Origin of the sequence: Vibrio panuliri, assembly GCF_009938205.1 — a bacterium.
Taxonomy (GTDB): Bacteria; Pseudomonadota; Gammaproteobacteria; order Enterobacterales; family Vibrionaceae; genus Vibrio; species Vibrio panuliri.
Genome location: NZ_AP019654.1, coordinates 1,596,952 through 1,619,419, shown reverse-complemented (window position 1 = coordinate 1,619,419; position 22,468 = coordinate 1,596,952). Strand labels below are relative to the sequence as shown.

The following is a 22,468-nucleotide window of genomic DNA, read 5'->3' as shown; positions in this document are numbered from 1 at the left end:
TTTATTCCATTAATACGGTAGCTGACTCAGAAGGAAAGTTTACACGGCCTTGAATTAACCAAGACTTATCGTGGGGAGTTAGCTCAATAAACCACGGTCCTTGCAGTGACTCATCCAATGCCACACGGTAGTTTCCGGACGCATCTGATGTGATTAGACGATGAAAATCTTGATCAGGCAATGTGCGATGGGCAAACATCGCAGAGAGTGCAGGGAAGTGCTCCATTTTGCCTTTATCAAACTGAATCAGAATATCGTTACCCTGCGATTGTACGCGGGCTTTTAGCTCTAGTTGCTCAGCAACTTTGAGCTTAGAAATATCGATGTTAATTCCTTTCCCTTTTTTATAGTAATCCTCAGTGACTAAAGAGACGGAGTTTTGGGAAAATATCACCACCGTAATAATCGTCCATACCACTACGGTGAGAGGTAGGATAATAAGGAACCACGGCCAGAACTGCTTATACCAAGGCTTTACCATAAAAAAGTTCTCAAATGAAAATAAAGTTAGGAAAAATCGAGTGAAATGACAGCCCCTTAGAAAAGGGGCTGTGAGTTACTAAAGGCGTTGCTATTTCTCTGAGTTACTTAAACTCCACACATACGCAGAAACAAGTTGAACTTTATCTTCGCCCAATATGTCTTTCCACGCAGGCATCACACCTGAGCGACCGTTCATTACGGTTTCAGTCACAGCGGCACGGCTGCCACCAAATAGCCAGTATTGATCAGTTAGGTCAGGAGCACCAACAGCAGGGTTACCCTTGCCATCTGTACCATGACAGGCCGCACAAACAACAAATCGTGCTTTACCTGCTTCTGCCTCTTTAGCATTCACGGAACGTCCAGAAAGGCTCAGCGTGTAGCTAACAACTTCTTTCACGCCTTGCTCACCGAGAGCCGCTTGCCAACCCGGCATTTGACCGATACGACCTTGCATAACCGTCGTTACAATCGCCTGTGGCTCACCACCATATAACCACGCATTGTCCGCAAGGTTAGGGAAGCCAGTTTGACCACGCGCATCTGAGCCGTGACACTGAGAACAGTTTTGTAGGAACAAACGCTGGCCTACTTTAATTGCTTCAGGGTCTTGAGCAATGTCAGGAATTGACTTTAACTCTTCCGTACCATCAACGTATGCAAGGCGACGGAACGCCTCACCAAAGTACGCATCGGCGTCATCAAGCTCTTTAGCATATTGATCGAGCTGTTTATTTTCCTGCGCACCTTCAATGGCTGCCTTAGATTCAGCCAAAGAACGAACCGTTTGGTTTGAACTCTGCCAACCTAGAAAGCCTTTGAAGTTACCTAGCCCTGGGTAAAGAGCAAGGTAAATCGCAGCAAATATAAATGTACCGACGAATAGGTAGGTCCACCATTTCGGTAAAGGGTTGTTCAGTTCACGAATACCATCGTACTCGTGTCCCATGTCAGCACCTTCTTCTACGCCCATCTTATCTTTTAGGCACCAGTAAAGAAGTGCTGCACAGCCAAGCAAAGTGCCGACTGTGATAATGATTATCCAAAGACTCCAAAATGTCGTCATTATTTAGTCACTCCTTGATCTTTCTTGGGCGTTTGCTCCTCATCAGCAAAAACAAGGTTAGCGGCTTCATCAAAGCGAGCTTTACGACTTTTTCCGTAAGCCCACCAAACCACACCTATAAAGCTGACGAAAAGCACTATGGTCCAAATACTGTGAATAGTACCGATATCCATAATATGCTCCTTACTTCATTGCATGACCAAGCGATTGTAGGTAAGCGATGATGGCATCCATCTCCGTTTTACCTTCTACGTCTTTAGCCGCATTTGCGATTTGCTCATCGGTGTAAGGAACGCCAAACTGATCACGGAACAGTTGGAGTTTCTTCTGAGTATCTTTCCCATCTAAAACGTTTTCTGCTAGCCATGGGAAGCCAGGCATGTTTGATTCTGGTACCAATTCACGCGGGTCAATCAAGTGCACACGGTGCCATTCATCGGAATAACGACCACCCACACGAGCGAGATCTGGACCAGTACGTTTTGAACCCCATAGGAATGGATGTTCCCAAACGCTTTCACCCGCGACAGAGTAGTGACCATAGCGTTCAGTTTCAGAACGGAAAGGACGAATCATTTGGCTATGACAAGTGTTACAACCTTCGCGGATGTATACGTCACGGCCTTCCATTTCAAGCGCAGTATAAGCACGCAAGTTCTCAACTGGCTCAGTGGTTTGTTTTTGGAAAATCAGTGGTGTGATTTCTACAAGCGCGCCTAAACTGATCGCGAATACAATCAAAATCGCAAGTAAACCGACATTACGTTCGACAACTTCATGGCGATTGTTAGAATTTGAACTCATTCTTAAATCTCCTTATGCCGGTTGCTCGATAGCTTTCAAGCTATACTTGGGTGCTGTGATGGTCTTGTAAGCGTTATATGCCATTAGGAACATACCAGCTAAGAAAATAAAGCCACCAATAAAACGCACGGTATAGAACGGGTAAGACGCTTGCACAGATTCTACAAAGCTGTACGTTAACGTACCGTCTGAGTTAACCGCGCGCCACATCAAGCCTTGCATTACACCAGAGATCCACATCGCGACGATGTAAAGTACAGTACCGATAGTTGCTAGCCAGAAGTGAGCGTTGATCATACCAACAGAGTACATGCGCTCTTGACCAAATAGGCGAGGGATCAAGTGATAAACAGAACCGATGGAAACCATAGCTACCCAACCCAATGCACCAGAGTGAACGTGACCGATCGTCCAATCCGTATAGTGCGAGAGTGCGTTAACCGTCTTAATCGACATCATAGGACCTTCAAAAGTCGACATGCCGTAGAAAGATAGGGATACGATTAAGAAACGCAGGATAGGGTCATAACGGAGTTTATGCCATGCACCAGATAGCGTCATGATACCGTTGATCATGCCACCCCAAGATGGTGCGAAAAGAACCAAAGACATCACCATACCAAGAGACTGAGTCCAATCTGGTAACGCGGTGTAATGTAAGTGGTGAGGGCCTGCCCAGATGTATAAAGAAACTAACGCCCAAAAGTGAACGATAGAGAGACGGTAAGAGTAAACAGGGCGCTCGGCTTGCTTAGGTACGAAATAGTACATCATACCTAGGAAACCAGCAGTCAAAAGGAAACCTACCGCATTGTGTCCGTACCACCATTGAACCATGGCATCCACGGCTCCTGCATAAATCGAATAAGATTTACCAGCACTAACAGGAATCGCCATACTGTTTACGATGTGCAGAACGGCTACGGTGATAATAAATGCACCGAAAAACCAGTTCGCTACGTAAATGTGGGACGTGTTACGTTTAATCAGGGTTCCAAAGAACACTATCGCGTACGACACCCAAACCACAGCGATAGCGATATCGATAGGCCATTCTAATTCTGCGTACTCTTTACCTGAGGTATAACCCAAAGGCAGAGTAATCGCGGCGGCAAGGATAATTGCTTGCCAGCCCCAGAATGTAAATGGGACAAGAGGGCCACCAAATAGACGCGTCTGACAGGTACGCTGCACAACATAATAAGATGTTGCGAACAGAGCACTGGTACCAAACGCAAAAATAACCGCATTAGTATGCAGAGGACGTAAACGACTGTACGTCAGCCACGGTGTATCAAAGTTTAACTGTGGCCATACTAGTTGAGCGGCGATCAAAACACCAACTGCCATCCCGACAATACCCCAGAGGATAGTCACTAAAGTAAATTGACGAACGACGGTATAGTTGTAGTTTTGTTCAAGCTGCTTTTCTTGGCTCATATTTGCATGCTTCCAATTCTAATTACTACACTTTACTTCCAACACGACACATGTCGTAATGCCACCCAAAATGACTTTGATATACTTGACTCACGAGTGAGGTTAAATATTCTTAGCGATTTTTAATAAAAGTGGCATTTTCAGCACCAAATAATACTTCAATTAACATTTTAATGACAGGGAAGTAACCTTACTCTTGGTCTGGATTTGGGCATTTATTTTAAAACTTTGAAGTTTGTTACACGGAGTAGACAGCAAAATGGCAGCTCAAAAACTCACTAAAGGGCGTTTTGTTCAAATAATCATCATGTTAACACTACTAATTGTGGCGTTTTTCTGGCGCACATTTACGTATCAAGGTGACATCAATATCGATTGTACAGGGCAAAAAACTTGTAGCTTTAAAGTTAATGGCGCAACATTTGAAGCGACCAAAACAGACGAAATGTTATTGCTAGAGACACAAGCAACAGGATGGAGAATTCAAGAGATAGATAAACAAGATGGAAAGCAACACGCTTGGCAAATACCTTTTAATCCAAAGCTGACGCTATTACTGACCAATAGTCAGCAGCAAACAATCTCCGTCGTTTTATCTTTTGAATAAACTGCGTTGCTAAATAGACCATTTAGCAACGCTTAATAATCAGAGTTAATATCGATAGATAGTAAATATGATTATTAAGTATTTTATGGTAAATCAATTATGTTAAGTCATTCTGAGCGAATCCAAGGGGAAAGTGGGCTAAGCAAGCGTAGATTTCAAGCTCGCTTACAGTTAATTTAACATAATATACATAATGCGCACTGTGATAATGCTTTTACAGGGCTCGAAATCACTAACGCCAATCCGCCACAAATCATTGATATTCCAGATAATCCAAGCCCATTAAACTTTTTTGCAATGCTTTGCCCATGCTTGTTGGCCTTCGTAGGTTTTAGATTTATCGAGCGCTAAACCGATTAATGCCTTTTCTCTATCTTCTCTAACTAGCATATGTTTAAGTTGTGGCTGCTTGTTTAATTTTGCGTGTCTTTATGGCTCTTTCGAATTAGAGTTCTTTCGGTTACCGGCGGCAACATTATCTTTTTGTTTTCTGACATGAAACTATCTGTATGTAACCCTTGTTGTCATTCTCAATAAGCTAAAGCTATTTTGGCGCTGCCACATTTCGTAGCGTCATCTTGTCAATGATCATTCTAGTCTGCGCAACCACAACTTCGCTGCCACAGTAAACAACAGGCTCAGAACTTTGGTTTAGCTAAATCCTATTGAACATCTACACATAGATTTTACTGGCTCTTTTTTGTCTTGTTTGGTCTTTTTCCTGGTTTGACTAAGTTCAATAGAATATCTTATACACTGATTCTTATAGGTTATTTACTGATGGGCATTAAAATTTGATAATGTTACGCGGTCACTACCATGGTCATTTTTGGTGTGAATCAGCTTTAACCAACCTAGCAGAGAACACCTGCTTGATGCAGATACAAAAAAACGCGCCCTTATTTAACATAACGATGATGTTATTAAGGAGCGCGATTCTATATCCTTCGTCTTTACCCTGCTTTTTTGCCTGATTTTGAGCTAAAGCCTTGATGTGGGAAGACATTGCGAATGCGTTGCTGAACTTTTTTAGGTACTTGCTTGGAGAACACTAACTTTGGTCCAGTACGCAATTGGTAGACCTTCATCTCTCCATCAAAAGGATTGCGTTCACCAATTTCCTGAACATTATGTTGAAACTTATTGGGGAAATGCCCTTTGATTTTCTCGATATGCCCTTGTTTAAAAACAACTTTCAGCACCGGCCGATCAACGGCTACCAGCCAAAAAATCACAAGGGCTGCAATGATAATGACATATAGCATCTTGCTTCCTTAATCAGATAACAATTTACTTAAATCTTCTTTCAAACTTGATACGGTCTTAGACGCTTTCTCACTGCGAGATGCCTCTGAGAGCAGATACTCGATCGCGTCAGATAACGTGCAGCCTAACTCGTTAGCGCGATATGACAGTTTTTCCCATACTCGATAATCGAGATCGATCGATTTCTTCTTAGTATGGATCTGCTCCGCGTTGAAGTGACGCTTACGTTTCGCTCGTATCGCTTGTTTTAGCTTATTGTCGAGTTCAAGCGACATATTCTCTTCGATCCACTCAAGCACTCGTGTAGGCTCATGCTCAAGTTTTACAAGCTGCTCAACCGCGACTTTGTCTTCGCTACTATCAATATGGCGAGTGATTTTCTCTCCCTCTTTCCATTTCTTGATAAGGTACTTCCACTTCCAGCCGCATTCTAAGTTTTCAAGTTGCTGATATTTCATTTTATATCACCCGTTAGTCTACTGGTGACAGCGTAACCCAAACCACGCCTTTTCACAATCAACAACCACTGAAATAGCGACTCAGATCGATTATCAAGTGTTCAAAATCACTCAGGTTTTAATATCTACGCTATATGACAAGTGACTTTTCCTATATAATTTGTCACCTTTTTGCATAAATGAATGTTTTAGATGATCCAAGAACAATGGCAAGCTGTCACACCGCAATACAATGAGTACGATAACTATATCGATACTATCAATACACTACCGTGCGTTGACTTTGCTTCTGCTCAACCTCGACTCAGTCAAACGATCGATACATTCACGTCACTAAAAGGATTTAACCATCTTTTAGTACTCAACGCGCCCGACAATGCGTTTTATCGTGAGCAAATCGCTCAGGTGGTTAAAAGCAAAATATCGCACCCTGTTCTTTCTACTGAGTCAATTGCGATGGCAACATTATTTGGCTCTTACCGCTGTGATATTGAAGGCAACATTGCTCAACGCAACAAAGGCTTGCTCGAGAAGTGCCAAAACGGTTTTATCATCATCCCGGTCAATGCTCTATTGGCGAATCCTGCCAGTTGGTTGATGCTAAAAGCAGCGCTGCTCACTGGTAATGGCACCGCGATTAACGCCGATCCACGTAATCTGCCAGTTGAAGAGCCCGTTTACCCAGTATCAAGCAAATTGCTGTTGGTTGGCGACCGCGATCAAATTGCAGAGCTTGAATATCTCGAACCCGATTTATACAACGGCTTCGCACTCTATAGTGAAGTGGAACTTGAGCTCGCACTGTCACAACAAAGCATCGAGACCTATTTAGGCCATCTCAACTGGATGCTACAAACTAATCAGCTGCCTCCGCTTACTCCCGAAGCTGTTCATCGCCTAATGGTAGCTGGCGCGAGACTGACCGAAGATCAACGCTACATGCCGCTCGATATTATGTGGTATCTAGCGATTTTCTTTGAGTCGTTATCGACGTCAAACAGTCAAGAACTGACAGAGTTCGACATTGATGCCGCTATTGACGCTAAGTACTACCGTGAAGCCTACCTGCCAGAACGAGCTCGTTCAGATATCCTCGATGGCCAAGTGATCATTGAAACTCAAGGGGAATGTGTTGGTCAGGTCAATGGCTTAACTGTTATTGATGTTTCCGGTCACCCGCAATCTTATGGTGAGCCAGCTCGTATCTCTTGTGTCATTCACTTCGGTGATGGTGACATTTCGGACGTAGAACGCAAGGCCGAATTAGGCGGTAACCTGCATGCTAAAGGTATGATGATTATGCAGGCATTCGTTGCGAGTGCGCTTAATCTAGATGAGCCTTTACCCTACTCTGCTTCCGTTGTATTTGAGCAATCTTACTGCGAAGTTGACGGTGATAGCGCAACACTTGCCGAACTCTGTTCGTTTGTGAGTGCATTGTCTGAGTATCCGATCAATCAGCAAATCGCGGTCACTGGTGCTGTTGATCAGTTTGGCCGAGTTCAAGCCGTGGGTGGACTCAACGAGAAAATCGAAGGTTTCTATCATGTCTGTAAACACCAAGGTTTTACTGGTAACCAAGGCGTGATCTTGCCAAAGACGAATCTTAAGCATCTAGCGTTGCACAAAGATGTTGTAAACAGCATTAAAAACAATGAGTTTCATATTTGGTCGGTAGAAACCGTTGACCAAGCCATCCCGATCATTATGGGTAAGCCTTTCCGTGGTGATGACGAAGAAAGTGTCATCAGCAAAATCGCTCAACGTATTGAAAACTTTGAGAGACATGAACAGTCTGAAACATGGATTGAGCGTATTAGAAACTGGTTTAACTAGCACTGATCGGAGTTGTTTAGCTTACACGTGTTCTCTAATATGCAGCTATCAAAAATTGGAGTAATTGATAATGCAAAATAAACGTGAATCATACAATCGCGAAGACTTACTGGCATCTAGCCAAGGTGAACTGTTTGGTGAAGGATACCCTCAACTTCCTGCACCTAATATGCTTATGATGGACCGCATCACAAAAATGTCAGAAACTGAAGGTGACTTCGGCAAAGGTCTTATCTTAGCAGAGCTCGATATTACTCCAGATTTGTGGTTTTTTGACTGTCACTTCCCTGGTGACCCAGTGATGCCAGGATGTCTAGGTTTAGATGCTATGTGGCAGTTAGTCGGTTTCTTCCTTGGTTGGGTTGGCGGTAAAGGTAAAGGTCGCGCTTTGGGTGTGGGCGAAGTGAAGTTTACTGGACAAATTCTCCCAACAGCGAAAAAAGTCACCTATGAAATCCATATGAAACGCGTAGTAAACCGTAAACTGGTTATGGGTTTGGCTGACGGTCGCGTACTCGTTGATGGTAAAGAAATCTATGTAGCAAAAGATCTTAAAGTGGGTCTTTTCCAAGACACCTCAGCGTTTTAACGATTTGTTTAGATAAGCGGCTCAATTGAGTCGTTTATTTTTATACAAGCATTTTAGTTATAGTGCGCTAGATGGTAATTATAAAGCCCCTTGCGGGGCTCATTTCCTTACGTTGTATGTGAAGAGAGTTAACTACTTATATAAACCAGATGTTTTGTCTTCTCTGGCATCACGCCAACCACCAAGCCAATACGAACGAGCGTCCATCTGTTGATATGGGCAAGACTCGGTCGAACGACCATTTAAGCCTGCTTTATAACCTTGAGATTGCGCACGTTCTAGGTGGTCACGCTTTTGTCTCTTCATAGTGTCGTCCTCATACAATACGGTTGTGTCTAAGTACTACTATTAAAATAATGTGGCGTTTTTATGAAGCCACAATTAAAGAATCGAACAAAAGTGCGCCTTTCACAAGCAATAAAAAAGGCACGAACTCAAATTTGTGAGCTCGTGCCCTAGTTTACAATTTTGTCTATTGTTTGCGTCTAAAACCTAACAGAGTTAACAGACCAAGTGCAAACCAACCAACAGAACCACCCTCACGCTCGATCGTTTCTGAGTCAACAACACGCGGTTGGATTTGACTCGCATCAGCGCCGTTAATCGGTACAAGTTTGACTGCTCGCAGTTTTTCAGTACCCGGAGTGCCGCCTTGACAGGTAGAGTTGATCGCTTGGGTATCATAACCGCCAGCACAGTAAAGGGCTGTTGCAGAAATCACGCCCGCATCATTGATGTCAGTGGCATCGATAATGCGGTACTGGTTATTACTTGACAACGCACCAGTGCCCATCGTTAGATCATCAAGGTAACGAGACTGTCCTTTCAATGGTGATGTTGATTTGTCACCAATCGTAGTAACAAACGCACGCTTAGCACGCTCGGTTCCGCCAACTTCCGCTTTGGTTTCATAATCAATTTGGCCAACCACTTCATTGAAATTATTGATCGCGCCAGCTTTACCATTGGCACCATCAAAAAAGATGCCGCCACTAAACATGGTGTAGCTATTTGGGCTCGCCACGTTTGATACATAGAACAGTGCATTTGCGTAAGCACGTTGTGGGTTACGGTTTTTAGCTTCACCAATCGCAACACCATTATTATTTACGTGCGTTAGTACTGAGCTTAAGTACTTGTCGTCGTCAGAAAAGTCGGTGATTCGCGTAACGCTAGGGCTTGAAGCCGTGGTAAGGTTAAATACTGAAGCGACCGGTATACGTTCACTTTCGTTATTTGAAGTATACCCGACGGCATATGGAGTACCAGTGACCGAAGCAATATCTCGCGCACTACCTTGTGGGACACGACGATCATTTGGCGAGTTTGTTTGATTTGCTATCACAACCAAAGTGCCGTTGTTCCAAATCGCCGCATTTGATAAATAATCATTGGTATTGTCAGTGCGCTGCTCACTTACACTACCTACAATAATATTGCCTAACTCAGCCCAAGCTTTAGTCTGATCATAACTTCCTTTCGCTAAAGGTGTCGTACCCTTATAAGCAATCGAACGATTTTGAAGACTATCGCCATAGTAAGTTCCTAATGCATCGCTCGCTGGGGTGCTTCCAAAACTATTCACAATAACATTGTTTTTACCAGCATTGATCTTAGTCGCGGAGCTCTCAATATAAGCATAGGAATTATTGTTTGCTGGACCTTCCAAGGCAAAACCTTGTGTGTACTGCTCTTTCGCCCATTCATCACAGGCGTTTGTGTTATAACCTAACCAGTCACGGCAGTATCGTTCAAAACCATCAAGATTATCTTCAAGGTAATCAAAACCATTGGATAGTCGAAATGGCGACTCATCTCGGTATAAAAACCCTTGGTTGTTTAACTGCTCTTCAAAAGCAATCAGATAATCACTTGAAGAACAATCTGTCGTCCAGCAAGTCGCTCCTCCTAGTGCAGACGGTTGAATCGCTACACCAAAAGTACGCGCATTTTGATCAACAACGGGTTGATACACATCCACCACATTATAGATAGCAGAGTTGGCCGCAAAAGATGCACAAATTGTGGCTGCGACGGCTGATAATTTAAATAGGTTACTTCTCATCAAAATCTTAACTTTCCTGTTGCATTGCTTCCAGCTCTTCCCAGCGTTCGAAAGCAATTTCTAGTTCCTGCTCTACCGCAGAAAGTTTATCTAATACGGGTTGAGTTTTATCAACGGCTTGGGTGAAGAAATCAGCACTGTTTACCAACTCTTGCAGCGATTCAATTTCGGTTTCAAGTTCTTCCAATTTAACAGGAAGTTCCTCTAATTCGCGCTGTAGTTTATAGGATAACTTCTTCGGCTTTCCTTTCGCTGGCACAGTTTTGAGACTTGCCTCAACTACCGGTTTCTCTTTTGCTGGTTTTTCCACCGCACGAGATTGCTTTACTTGAGCACGCTGTTGCTGCGCATCATGATAACCACCAACGAACTCCTCAATGACGCCATCACCTTCAAAGATCCAACTGGTTGCGACGGTATTATCAACAAACTGGCGATCGTGGCTGACAAGCAATAACGTACCTTGATAGTTGGCAAGCAAATCTTCTAAAAGTTCCAAAGTTTCGATATCTAAATCGTTAGTTGGTTCATCAAGCACCAATAAATTATTTGGACGAAGGAATATTCTTGCTAGCAGCAGACGGTTCTTTTCACCACCTGAAAGTGCTTTTACTGGTGTGCGCGAGCGATGCGGTGGGAACAGAAAGTCTTGTAAATAGCTCAACGCATGACGTTGTCGACCGTTAACCATCACTTCTTGTTTACCATCCGCGAGATTGTCAATCACTGACTTTTCTGGGTCTAACACTTCTCTATATTGGTCGAAGTACGCGACCTCTAGCTTGGTTCCGCAATGCAAACGACCTTGAGTGGGTTGAATGTCACCAAGCAGAAGCTTAAGCAAGGTACTCTTGCCACAACCGTTAGGCCCGATCAGAGCGATACGATCACCACGCATTACGTTGAAGGTGAAATCGGAGACAATTTGCTGACCATCAATATCAAAGCTAAGGTTAGTCGCCTCAAAGATGATTTTACCTGAGCGATTTGCATCATCGATTTGGATATTGGCTTTACCTTGCACTTCGCGGCGATCTGAACGCTCTTCTCGAAGTTTCTTCAAAGCACGAACACGACCTTCGTTACGGGTACGGCGTGCTTTGATGCCCTGGCGAATCCAAACCTCTTCCTGCGCAAGTTTTTTGTCAAACTCAGCATTTTGCATTTCTTCTACGCGCAGCATCTCCTCTTTATCAATCAGATACTGATCGTAGTTCCCAGGAAATGAAGCCAGGTTGCCGCGATCTAAGTCAACGATGCGAGTCGCCATAGATTTAATAAATGCACGGTCGTGAGAAATAAAGATAATTGAACCACGAAAGTCTTTGAGGAAGTTCTCCAACCACTCAATCGTAGTTACATCCAAGTGGTTAGTTGGTTCGTCAAGGAGCAGAACGTCTGGGTCACGAACCAATGCGCGTGCGAGCGCAGCCTTACGCTGCCAGCCACCTGATAAATCAGTTAGCTTTGTGTGACCATCCAATTTAAGTGCGGTTAAAACGTTTTGGATACGGTCTTCAAATCGCCATGCACCTGAGTGTTCTAACTGCTCTTGGATGCGAGCCAGTTTGTTGATGTTTTTCTCACTCGGGTCTTTTGCAATCAGATCAAGCTGATCTTGATAGATCTTGAGTTGCTCGCCTATTTCAGCCAATCCAGCGGAAACATAATCGAATACCGTTCCCTCTTGATTGCGAGGTGGATCTTGCTCAAGGCGCGAGATAACGACATCTTGGGTAACGGTTAGCTTACCGTCGTCCATAATGACTTCACCGGCCAACACTTTCATCAGTGTCGACTTACCCGCACCATTACGCCCAACCAAACACACACGTTCATTTTCTTGCAGCGCAAAGTCCACATTATCCAATAGTGGACGGTCGCCAAAGCCTAGTAGGCCGTTATTTATGGTAAGTAATGCCATTATTCTCTAACCAAATCTGTAGTTGCTCTAATTCAAATGGCCAATTGAGCTCACTTTCACCATAGGAGAGAACGGGAATAGTGACCCCGTAACGTGAAAACAACTCATCATCGAATGCGATATCGACCACTTCAATTGGGAGTGAAATGTCTAATTGTGTTGCCAAAGCCAGTGCCATCTCGCAGAGATGGCACCCTTCCGTGCTATATAAGGTAATCAATGATTAATCCTATTCACCTTTGTGTGTCACTAACCAGCAGTTATGAATATGCTTGTTACGACTGAAGTCTAGTGGCAGAGTTTGTGAGGAAATGTTCTTCGCCTCTAACCCCAACTCAGCCAATGCCTCAAGGTCCATCTTAAAGTGACGTTTATTGTTAGAAAAGACGATCGTACCCTGCGCTTTTAACAAGCGTTTAAGGTTACGCATCAGTTGAATATGATCACGTTGCACGTCAAACGTCTGTTCCATACGTTTTGAGTTAGAAAACGTTGGTGGATCGATAAAGATTAGATCGTAACTGCCGTTTGCTTTTTCCAACCATTGCAAACAATCGGCTTGGACGTACTGATGTTGACGCCCCACCTGCCCGTTGAGCTGCATGTTCTCTTTTGCCCACTCAAGGTACGTGTTAGACATATCCACTGTTGTCGTTGAACGGGCACCACCGCAAGCGGCATGAACCGTCGCCGACCCAGTGTAAGCAAACAAGTTTAAGAAATCTTTGCCTTGAGCCATCTGGCCTAAACGGCGACGCGTTAACTTATGATCCAAGAACACACCGGTATCAAGATAATCGTGAAGGTTAACAACAAGGTTTACCCCGTATTCGTTAACCTGCATGGTTTCTGATTGCTGAGAAAGCTTTTGATACTGCGCACGGCCTTTTTGCTTTTCACGAGTTTTAAGTACAACTTTGTTTGCTTCTACACCCGTCACTTGGATGGCTGCACGGATGATATCAGTCAAACGGCGTTTTGCCGTCTCCTCTGGAATACTCTTTGGTGCGGCGTACTCTTGAATCACAAGGTGATCGAGGTAAACATCAATCGCTACGTTATACTCGGGTAAATCTGCATCATAGATTCGGTAGCAATCGAGCTCTTCTTTACGCGCCCACTTACCAATCTTTCCGATGTTCTTTTTCAAACGGTTGGCGAAATCAGGTGCGATCACTGTTTCAGTGACATTGTCACTCACAGCTTCGCCAGTTCGCTCGGCAATTTGATAGTTTTTCTGGTGACACGGTAACGCACCATTGTTCAGTTTGAACTGCTTATCTGCACGCATGCGTAGACAGCTCAATAGCTCATCAGAACTTGAGAAAATCGATGCTTGGCAACCGCCAAACTCTGATTTTAACTGTGCGCCAAACGCGGTATACAACGCAATCAAACCAGGATGAGTGCCTAAGCGCTCACCGTATGGTGGGTTACAAACGACTACGCCATCTTCAAAGCCAGCAGGACGCTTAACCAGTGCCGCATCCCCCACCTCGAAAGTCACTAACTCTTCAACACCAGCACGACGAGCGTTATCACGAGCTGTTTTAATCACTCGCTCATCATTGTCGAAACCAAAGAATTTAGCGTCAACTTTTTTGACACCTCGTCGAGCTTGAACCGCGGCCTCAGACTTAACCTCTGCCCAAAGCTCTGCATCGAAATCTTGTAATACTTCAAAGCCCCACGCCTTGCGCTTGACACCTGGCGCCATGTTAGCCGCCATCATCGCAGCCTCAATAACAAGCGTGCCTGAGCCACACATTGGGTCAAGGAAGTTTTTCGACGCATCCCAACCACTACGAAGAATAATCGCAGCAGCCAATGTTTCACGAAGTGGTGCTTTACCTGCTTGCTCACGATAGCCACGTTGATGCAGGCCACCGCCCACCATATCAATACCCAAAATGGCTTTGTCTTTGTGCAAACGGACGTGAATGCGAAGATCTGCATGATCTTTACTGATCGACGGACGCGGAAGATTTTTCTTCGTAAAACAGTCCACAATTGCATCTTTCACTTTCATCGCGCCGTATTGGCTATTGCGAATCTCACGGTTAGTACCGTTGAAATCAACAACGAGCTTTTTAGAGCTGTGAAAATGGTCAATCCAGTTCACTGCAGATGCAACTGAGTAAAGATCCATGTCATCTTGGCAAGTAAATTCAGACAAAATACGGACGAAACGTGAGGCTAAACGACTCCATAAACAGCAACGATAAATTTGCTCGTTGGTCGCTTTAAATCTCACCCCTGCCTGTACTGGCTTAGCGTCGGCAATGCCTAGTTTGGTTAGCTCTTCTACTAACAGGTTCTCTAACCCGTTTGAAGTTACTGCAAGATATTGATGCATAGTCTTCTAATGTTCGTAATAAATGACCCCGCATTATACCTGACCACACCCATTTCCGTTAATTGAATCTCACTTTTCTCGCCAACTCTCCGTTATTCGCTTAGCAAATCATCAATCTCGTCCCAACCAGACCGCGGACGTTGCTGGTTTAAACACCTACCTGAAATCAATGCTCCTAGCGATAGTGAATACTTATTCGCTACATACCTGGTCTATACCAACGGCTTGTTTGAGGTGTAATTTAGTTACATAATTAGCCTAATAGAGGAATAAATGCATCACATTGACATTGGCTAGCAAAATTTATTGGACAAAAAATAGTTAAATAGATGATTTTTTGTAAGGGGAATCACACATGGAAAGCCATAAAACGTCACGAGTTGACGCAAAGCAGGCATAAAAAAAGTCGGCACTTAGGCCGACAGGAAATGAATAAATGAAGGAACGAAACAGTAAAATTAGCCTACAAGTCTCATAGGCTGAGTAAGGAAACTATGGTTGATAACCTGAGTACGGTCATGCATAACTTTGATTGCTTGTCCAAATGACAGGCTTTTACTGCCATTAAGGCTAAAGTCGTCCAAATTTATTGACGCACAGAGACTGGCGCACTCTCCTACTTCTAGTACGATAAAGCTGCCATGACCATGACTATTTGCCAAGCGGACGAAATCCCCTTCTTCGGGAATAATTGAGCCATCAGAAAGACTATCGAAGAACCAGCTCTTAGGTTGAACTGGCTTATGAAAACGTTTTGCCGCCACACAGTAGAGGGCTAGCTCCGCTTGACGCGGTTCACTGAGGTCTAAGTGAGAGATTTGCTCTTTGTAGGTTTGAAAAGCCGAAGCGTCATCGACGGTGAACTCATTCACACCGACCGCGCACTCCACTATCAATTTTCGGCATAGATTTGTTTTGAAAACCATGTCGTTGCCCAAATCCAGCATCAAATGCTGGTTAGCATCATCATAGTACCAAGTCCATTTGTCGCTGGGTTTAAGCATCAATCCAATCTCATTTGTTAAAGTGAATATAGGTAAAACACTTAATTACCTTTCCCTCTTTATGCGAAAGTGTATGCACTGCGATCAAAAAAAAAAGAGGAAATGATTTCTCATTTCCTCCTATTCAGACAATCAATTAGTGAAGAATGTCGATGTGACACCGTCACCTATTAACTGCTTAAATTAGATGTTCTTTACAATCTCTTTTACCAAGCCAGGGCCGTGGTAAATAAAGCCAGAGTAAACTTGAACCAGTTTAGCACCCGCCATCATCTTCTCTTTGGCTGCGACGTATGAATCTACCCCACCTACTCCAATAATCGGTAGTTTGTCACCTAACTCTTGATGCAACTGACGCACAACTTCCGTGCTGCGAGATTGAACCGGACGACCACTCAAGCCACCAGCTTCGTTTGCATGCTTCATACCTTCAACAATGGTACGATCCAGTGTTGTGTTGGTTGCAATCACGCCATCAATCTCAAACTTGATCAATGATTGACAGATTTGGCGAATTTCCTCATCGGTAAGATCAGGCGCGATCTTAAGTGCAACCGGCACGTACTTACCATGCTTTTCGTTCAATTCCGTTTGTTTCTCTTTCAATGCACCAAGAAGTTCATCGAGTGCTTCACCATACTGCAGAGTGCGCAGCCCTGGTGTATTTGGTGATGAGATGTTCACCGCAATGTAGCCTGCGTATTGATATACCTTCTCCATGCAGATCAAGTAATCTTCAGTACCCTTTTCAATCGGTGTATCTTTGTTTTTACCAATATTGATACCCAATACACAGTCGTATTTTGCTTTCTTAATATTGTCGATCAAATTATCAACGCCTAGGTTGTTAAAACCCATTCGGTTGATGATACCTTCCGCGTCAACTAGACGGAAAATACGCGGTTTATCGTTACCTGATTGTGGACGTGGTGTCACCGTACCCACTTCAACAAAGCCGAATCCCATCGCATCGAACGCTTCAATACACTCGCCATTTTTGTCCAAGCCTGCCGCTAGGCCAACTGGATTGCGGAATGTAATACCCATACATTCAACTGGACGATGCGGAAGTTGTTGACGGTAGAAAAGATCAAATGGTGTGCCGGTAAAGCGCTTGAAGTTTTGAATTGCTAAATCATGTGCCTTTTCGGCATCAAGTTGGAAAAAGCCAGTCCTGGCTAGACGGTAAAGCATTCTGCCTCCGATAGAAAAAAGCCCCGTATAAACGGGGCGTTATTATTTACTCATTTGCAGAACAATTCAAATTTAAAAGCATCAATTCGCGTAAAGCGACAGAGAATTTTGCAAATTCATGCACAGATCCCACTTTGAACTCGTTTAGAATGCTTTCCCAACGGTTAAGCGATGATTGATTACTGTTAATCCAATCATCTAGTGATTGAATTACATCCATTTCTTGGCTCAGACAACCACAACTTAATACTTGAGCCGTCAGCAGGCGTTGTTGCCAATCGAGGTCTTCCCGAAATGCCGCTCTTGCTAAAGCTTGCCAATGGTTATCAACAGCTTGATTGTTGATCTGGTTTAAGAACCAGTGTAGCGACAAGCGATCTCCCAAGTTGAAGTAAAGTTGAGCCACTTTTTCTACCGCCATGCCTTTCTCAGTCGATACAGTGGAAATATCCAGAACCGAATAGAGGCTAGAGAGTCGCGATATATAGTTGGCGACTTCTGGAGTCATCCCTTGCTCGACCCAAGCTTGTGCCTCAAGATTGTGTTCCACAACTTCTTCGGAAACCAACAACTTGTCGAGTTCAGATTTTACCTTATCAACATCAGCTTGATAGAGATCGATCAACGCTCCAACAGACTGGCGACCTTTTCGATTGCGCAAAATCCAACGACTTAGTCGTCTTAATGTCCGACGAACCGCAAACATCATATCGTACTGAGCTTCGGCCGTAGCAATATTATCTTGCGCTCGAATCTCTTTGAGCACTTGACCTAAACCGAAGATTTCTCGCGAAGCGGCATACGCATTGGCAATATCAACCACCGATGCTCCAGTCTCCTCTTGAAGACGGGTAACAAAGTTGCATCCCATCTCATTAACCATCTGGTTAGCTAGCATAGTCGCGATAATTTCTCGGCGTAATGGATGGTTTTCCATTTGTGCTAAGTAGTTACGGCGTAACTCTGTAGGGAAGTATTCGGCGAGTAGTTTGGCATGAAATGCATCATTGGCAATATCTTCATGAACTAACTCTTCTTTCAAGACCATCTTGCCGTATGCTACAAGCACAGCCAGCTCTGGTCTGGTTAATCCAACGCCCTGCTTTTCACGTTCTAGCAAGGTTTCATCGTCTGGAATATATTCAAGCGCGCGATCAAGATGCCCCGCTTTCTCCATTGCGTGTATAAAGCGGAGTTGCTCTTTAACCAGAGAGACGCCTTGATAATCGGTTACAGAGATAGACTCGGACTGACAATAAGCGTCATCAAGAACAATATCACCGACTTCATCTTCCATTGATTCAAGGATCAGGTTGCGTTGTTTTACTGTAAGATCACCATTTGCAACCAAGCCATTTAAGAAGATCTTAATATTGACTTCGTTATCTGAGCAATCCACCCCGCCAACGTTATCAACAAAGTCAGTATTGACCCGTCCACCAGCAAGGGCGAACTCAATACGACCAAGTTGCGTCATACCTAGGTTACCACCTTCACCCACAACTCTCGCTTTGAGCTCTTTACCGTTGATACGCAGCACATCATTGGCGCGGTCTCCCACATCCATATGCGTCTCTGATGAGGCTTTGATATAAGTCCCGATACCACCATTCCACAGAAGATCAACGTTCATCGCCAAGATCATTTTTATCAGATCATTAGGGGCTAATGAGGCCTTTTTAGTACCAAGTAGTTTTTGAATCTCAGGTGTTAAGGTGATGGATTTCGCCTTACGTGAGAATACGCCCCCACCAGCAGAAATCAGCTCACGGTTATAATCCTCCCAGCTAGAGCGAGGCAAGTTGAATAAACGCTCACGCTCTTGCCAACTCGCTGCAGCATCTGGTGTTGGATCAATAAAAATGTGTAAATGGTTAAACGCGGCAACCAAACAAGTGTGTTTTGACAATAGCATCCCGTTGCCAAAGACATCTCCTGCCATATCACCAATGCCAACTGCGGTAAAATCGGTCGTCTGACAATCCACTCCCATTTCTCGGAAATGACGTTTGACCGACTCCCAACCACCTTTTGCCGTAATCCCCATCGCCTTGTGGTCATAACCGTTCGAGCCACCTGAGGCAAAGGCATCACCGAGCCAAAAGTTGTATTCAGCCGATACAGAGTTAGCGAGATCAGAGAATGTTGCGGTACCTTTATCTGCCGCCACCACCAGATATGGATCGTCACCATCATGACGTATCACATTCTTTGGAGGGGCGACTTCACCATCAATAATGTTGTCAGACACATCTAGTAAGGCGCGAATGAAACGCTTGTAACAACGCTGCCCCTCTGCAAAAATTTCATCACGGTTTGATAACCCTGCCTGACGTTTGCAGACAAATCCGCCTTTTGCCCCAACAGGCACAATCACGGTATTCTTCACTTGCTGCGCTTTCACTAGCCCGAGAATCTCGGTACGAAAATCTTCTTGTCTATCAGACCAACGCAAACCGCCACGGGCGACTTTACCGCCACGCAAGTGCACGCCCTCAATATCTGGCGCATAAACAAAAATCTCAAACGCTGGCACTGGTTGCGGAATCTCTGGAATATCACTCGGTTTTAACTTCAGTGCTAACCATGGCTTGGGTTGCTTCTGGTCATCCACTTGATAATAGTTAGTGCGTAGCGTTGCGGTGATCATCTCCATATAACGGCGAATAATACGATCATCATCCAAGCTTTCGACACGTTCTAACTTCTCTGTGATCTTATTAACTAGATTAGTCTGCCCTTTCTCAGCACCGCGAGATTTAGGATCAAATCGCTTATTGAAAAGCTGCACAAGATCCGCCGCTAAATCAGGATGATGATTGAGCGTATCCTCAATATATTGCTGACTAAATGGAAAGCCAACTTGGCGCATATAGCGAGCATAGGCTCGGAGAATCGAGATTTCACGCCCGGTCAATGATGCACCTAACACCAAACGGTTAAAACCGTCACTTTCTAGATTGCCTAACCAAATGGCGGAGAATGCTTGTTGGAAGCGATCCCGAGCTTCTCTGAGATCGACGCTTTTCTCACTGGTGTGGAGCATAGAAAAATCTAAGATCCAGTACACTCGCCCATTAGCCTTGCGAATTTCGTATGGCGACTCCCCAATAACGCGCAGGCCTAAATTTTCAAGCATTGGCATTACATCAGACAAATGGATCGGTTCGTCTCTATGATAGAGCTTAAATCGCACAGCTTTCGAGTCACTGGCGAGCTCTTGTGGACGGTAAAACAACATTCCCAGTTTGTTATCGTCATTGAGAGATTCCAAGCGTTCAATATCAGCCACAGCAGAAGCTGGCAACACATCCTCTTTATAAGAGCGTGGGAATGCGCTTAGGTACGCCTTAGACAAAGGCAGTCCTTTACTCTCACCAAAATTGGCAACTATTGCTTCAGATAGGCGATCATCCCATGTTGATGATGCCTCGACGAGGTTTCGTTCAATCGTTTTTACGTCCACATCCATGTTGTTGTTGTCTACCCGCACGATATAGTGGGTTCTAGCCAAAGGGCTCTCAGAAAAATAGGTTGTAAATTCAACCTCTTGGTCACAGCCAAAGTACTGTTGGAAGATCCTTTGTGTTTGACGACGCAGTTCGGTGTTGTAACGATCTTTTGTCACATAGACCATGCAACTAAAGAAACGTCCGAAGGGGTCTTTCCGAACAAACAAACGCAACATATCTCGGTCTTGCATTTGAACCACGCCCATTCCAACTTCAAGCAACTCCTCTTCTCGAGCTTGGAGTAACTCATCTCTTGGATAATTTTCTAAGATGTTGTGCAAAGCTTTGTATGAGTATGACCCTTGTCGATAACTGCTCGCTTGAAGAATTCGTTCTACTTTTTCTCGAATTAAAGGAATGCCGCCGACACTTTGGTTATACACAGCAGAGGTATATAACCCAGTAAAACGATGTTCGCCAATTACCTTACCGTGTTTATCAAACTTCTTGATTCCTATGTAATCGGTATAGGCTGGTCGATGGATCCTAGAGGGTGTATTCCCCTTAGTAACAATCAATAGAAAAGGCTTTTCCGCTTCCAAACGCGCTGAATCTGGGAAATCAGACAATTTGACACTGCGTACTCGCTTAGCATCAGAGAACAACCCAAGCCCTTGTTCTTTCGTGGGCTTCAGCTCCATTTCACCATTGTCGTTGATCAAGTCATACTCTTTATAGCCCATAAAGGTAAAGTTATGATCACCTAACCAACGTAAGAACTTAATCGTTTCATCGTAATGATCGCGTTCGATCTCGACGTGGCCTTGTAATTGTTCAACTTGATCCGTCACTAATGTCAAACGTTCGACCATTGCCTTCCAATCCGCCACCACCAACTGGGTATCGGTGAGAATATCGAGCAGTTCCTCTTTGAGTGAAGTCATCGCTTGCTTGTCACTTAAGCGATCCACTTCGATGTGAAATAGTGACAACAAATCCCCTTCACCTTGGTTAATCGACTCAATCAGCCCTTGTTTACTTCGCTTGATTTGAGTCGGTCCATGCAGCATAAGATGACTCGCGAGATCTAAGCGGGTCAGCGCCATCTTAATTGAATCAACTAAAAATGGACTATCGGGAACCACAATTTCTACAATGGTATGGGTCGATTGCCACCCCTGTTTGCTGACAGTTGGGTTAAACACTCGTACCGAAATATCATGGGGTTGTTTATCATTGAGATGATGCCATAAACTCAATACCGCACCATATAAGTCAGATTCATTGCGCTCTATTAAATCATCGTGAGCGATATTGCTAAATAGATGTTGAGCCAATTGAGAAACAAGAGGTCGTTGAGCAAGTTCGAGTTTGTCTTGAATCAGTTGATACACTTTTTCAAGAAGAACCGGCATTAAAGGTTCACGCACGGTCATAATCACACTCCACTATTAGAATTCTAAATTGTTGGGATGTCGTTTAAGCACTATATGTTGTTGTAAGCATAGCGCTTATTCTTAGTAATGCCGTTTCATTGTATCGATTATGTTGACGAAAGGTTAACTATTTTAAGTTTGAAAGAGGCGAAATGTTTGAGAATGTGATTAAGGTTTTGTTTAAAGTACTGCTTATTTTTAACCTCACAGAACTTCTAACTTAACAAACTTGTTATTTTGGTCAGTTATCAAACGAAAGCGACCCTTCAATCCGATCTGACTTAAAAATGGGCGAAAGCGAATCGCAGGTAATTGAATGCGGATGCCATTATCAGTCACAACCAACACACTGCTTGCCGCGCCACTATAATGAGCAACAAATGTTTGGTAGGGAATATTAAGGGTAAAATAGTACTGGTTCATTGCTTGCTTACACGTGTTCATAACTATCGGAACATTGTATACCGCATCATTACCAAAGTGTATTT

The 22,468-nt window shown here is 44.0% G+C and carries 19 protein-coding genes and 1 pseudogene; 3 read left to right on the top strand and 17 right to left on the bottom strand.

All coding sequences use genetic code 11. The features are described 5' to 3' along the window. Position 1: 1 nt before the first annotated feature. From GZK95_RS07365 to ccoN, 5 genes are all read right to left on the bottom strand, one after another. Complete coding sequence (locus GZK95_RS07365; protein ID WP_075715739.1) at positions 2-481, bottom strand: FixH family protein; 480 nt, start codon at positions 479-481, stop codon at positions 2-4. A 90-nt stretch (positions 482-571) separates the two neighbouring features. Further along, positions 572-1,549: a cytochrome-c oxidase, cbb3-type subunit III gene (ccoP, locus tag GZK95_RS07360; RefSeq protein ID WP_075709580.1), complete on the bottom strand. Its 978-nt coding sequence runs from the start codon at positions 1,547-1,549 to the stop codon at positions 572-574. After that, on the bottom strand, positions 1,549-1,722 hold the full coding sequence (locus GZK95_RS07355; protein WP_075709581.1) for a cbb3-type cytochrome oxidase subunit 3: 174 nt from the start codon (positions 1,720-1,722) through the stop codon (positions 1,549-1,551). The genes ccoP and GZK95_RS07355 overlap by 1 nt, the downstream gene beginning before the upstream one ends. Before the next feature lie 10 nt (positions 1,723-1,732). After that, positions 1,733-2,353, bottom strand: a complete 621-nt coding sequence (gene ccoO, locus GZK95_RS07350) for a cytochrome-c oxidase, cbb3-type subunit II (RefSeq protein ID WP_075709582.1) — start codon at positions 2,351-2,353, stop codon at positions 1,733-1,735. A gap of 12 nt (positions 2,354-2,365) precedes the next feature. Beyond that, positions 2,366-3,793 (bottom strand): cytochrome-c oxidase, cbb3-type subunit I, encoded by a 1,428-nt coding sequence (gene ccoN / locus GZK95_RS07345; protein WP_075709583.1) that lies wholly within the window; start codon positions 3,791-3,793, stop codon positions 2,366-2,368. A 259-nt stretch (positions 3,794-4,052) separates the two neighbouring features. Here ccoN and GZK95_RS07340 point away from each other — a divergent pair, with 259 nt between their 5' ends. Continuing rightward, positions 4,053-4,400 carry a hypothetical protein gene (locus GZK95_RS07340; RefSeq protein WP_075715738.1) on the top strand — a complete coding sequence of 116 codons (348 nt, stop codon included), beginning with the start codon at positions 4,053-4,055 and terminating at the stop codon, positions 4,398-4,400. A 176-nt stretch (positions 4,401-4,576) separates the two neighbouring features. Here GZK95_RS07340 and GZK95_RS07335 read toward each other — a convergent pair. From GZK95_RS07335 to matP, 3 genes and pseudogenes are all read right to left on the bottom strand, one after another. Then, positions 4,577-4,784 (bottom strand): annotated as a pseudogene (locus GZK95_RS07335) (DUF3693 domain-containing protein); the annotation flags it as partial. Positions 4,785-5,353: 569 nt separating this feature from the next. After that, on the bottom strand, positions 5,354-5,665 hold the full coding sequence (locus tag GZK95_RS07330; protein ID WP_075709585.1) for a DUF3634 family protein: 312 nt from the start codon (positions 5,663-5,665) through the stop codon (positions 5,354-5,356). Between the two features lie 9 nt (positions 5,666-5,674). Beyond that, entirely contained in the window at positions 5,675-6,124 is a 450-nt protein-coding gene (gene matP, locus GZK95_RS07325; protein ID WP_075709586.1) for a macrodomain Ter protein MatP, read from the bottom strand. 192 nt (positions 6,125-6,316) lie between these two features. Here matP and GZK95_RS07320 point away from each other — a divergent pair, with 192 nt between their 5' ends. Together GZK95_RS07320 and fabA are read left to right on the top strand one after the other, a co-directional pair. Further along, complete coding sequence (locus tag GZK95_RS07320; protein WP_075715737.1) at positions 6,317-7,960, top strand: S16 family serine protease; 1,644 nt, start codon at positions 6,317-6,319, stop codon at positions 7,958-7,960. 70 nt (positions 7,961-8,030) lie between these two features. Then, the gene (gene fabA, locus GZK95_RS07315) at positions 8,031-8,549 is read left to right on the top strand and encodes a bifunctional 3-hydroxydecanoyl-ACP dehydratase/trans-2-decenoyl-ACP isomerase (protein ID WP_075709588.1); all 519 of its coding nucleotides are present in this window, start codon (positions 8,031-8,033) and stop codon (positions 8,547-8,549) included. A gap of 132 nt (positions 8,550-8,681) precedes the next feature. On the opposite strand, the gene rmf is transcribed toward fabA, so the two are convergent. From rmf to GZK95_RS07270, 9 genes are all read right to left on the bottom strand, one after another. Next, a complete protein-coding gene (gene rmf / locus GZK95_RS07310) occupies positions 8,682-8,855 on the bottom strand; it encodes a ribosome modulation factor (RefSeq protein ID WP_075715736.1) in 174 nt (57 codons plus the stop codon). 166 nt (positions 8,856-9,021) lie between these two features. Continuing rightward, positions 9,022-10,614 carry a DUF3466 family protein gene (locus tag GZK95_RS07305; RefSeq protein ID WP_075715735.1) on the bottom strand — a complete coding sequence of 531 codons (1,593 nt, stop codon included), beginning with the start codon at positions 10,612-10,614 and terminating at the stop codon, positions 9,022-9,024. Positions 10,615-10,621: 7 nt separating this feature from the next. Beyond that, a complete protein-coding gene (locus GZK95_RS07300; protein WP_075715734.1) occupies positions 10,622-12,538 on the bottom strand; it encodes an ABC transporter ATP-binding protein in 1,917 nt (638 codons plus the stop codon). After that, complete coding sequence (locus GZK95_RS07295) at positions 12,516-12,758, bottom strand: glutaredoxin family protein (protein WP_075709592.1); 243 nt, start codon at positions 12,756-12,758, stop codon at positions 12,516-12,518. Before GZK95_RS07295 ends, GZK95_RS07300 begins: the two co-directional genes overlap by 23 nt. Positions 12,759-12,767: 9 nt before the next feature. Then, a complete protein-coding gene (rlmKL, locus tag GZK95_RS07290; protein ID WP_075715733.1) occupies positions 12,768-14,894 on the bottom strand; it encodes a bifunctional 23S rRNA (guanine(2069)-N(7))-methyltransferase RlmK/23S rRNA (guanine(2445)-N(2))-methyltransferase RlmL in 2,127 nt (708 codons plus the stop codon). A 458-nt stretch (positions 14,895-15,352) separates the two neighbouring features. Further along, the gene (locus GZK95_RS07285) at positions 15,353-15,898 is read right to left on the bottom strand and encodes a cell division protein ZapC (RefSeq protein ID WP_075709594.1); all 546 of its coding nucleotides are present in this window, start codon (positions 15,896-15,898) and stop codon (positions 15,353-15,355) included. 183 nt (positions 15,899-16,081) lie between these two features. Then, complete coding sequence (gene pyrD / locus GZK95_RS07280) at positions 16,082-17,092, bottom strand: quinone-dependent dihydroorotate dehydrogenase (protein WP_075709595.1); 1,011 nt, start codon at positions 17,090-17,092, stop codon at positions 16,082-16,084. Positions 17,093-17,138: 46 nt separating this feature from the next. After that, entirely contained in the window at positions 17,139-21,980 is a 4,842-nt protein-coding gene (locus GZK95_RS07275) for an NAD-glutamate dehydrogenase (RefSeq protein ID WP_075715732.1), read from the bottom strand. A gap of 204 nt (positions 21,981-22,184) precedes the next feature. Then, entirely contained in the window at positions 22,185-22,403 is a 219-nt protein-coding gene (locus tag GZK95_RS07270; protein WP_075709675.1) for a DUF2835 domain-containing protein, read from the bottom strand. Positions 22,404-22,468 lie beyond the last annotated feature (65 nt).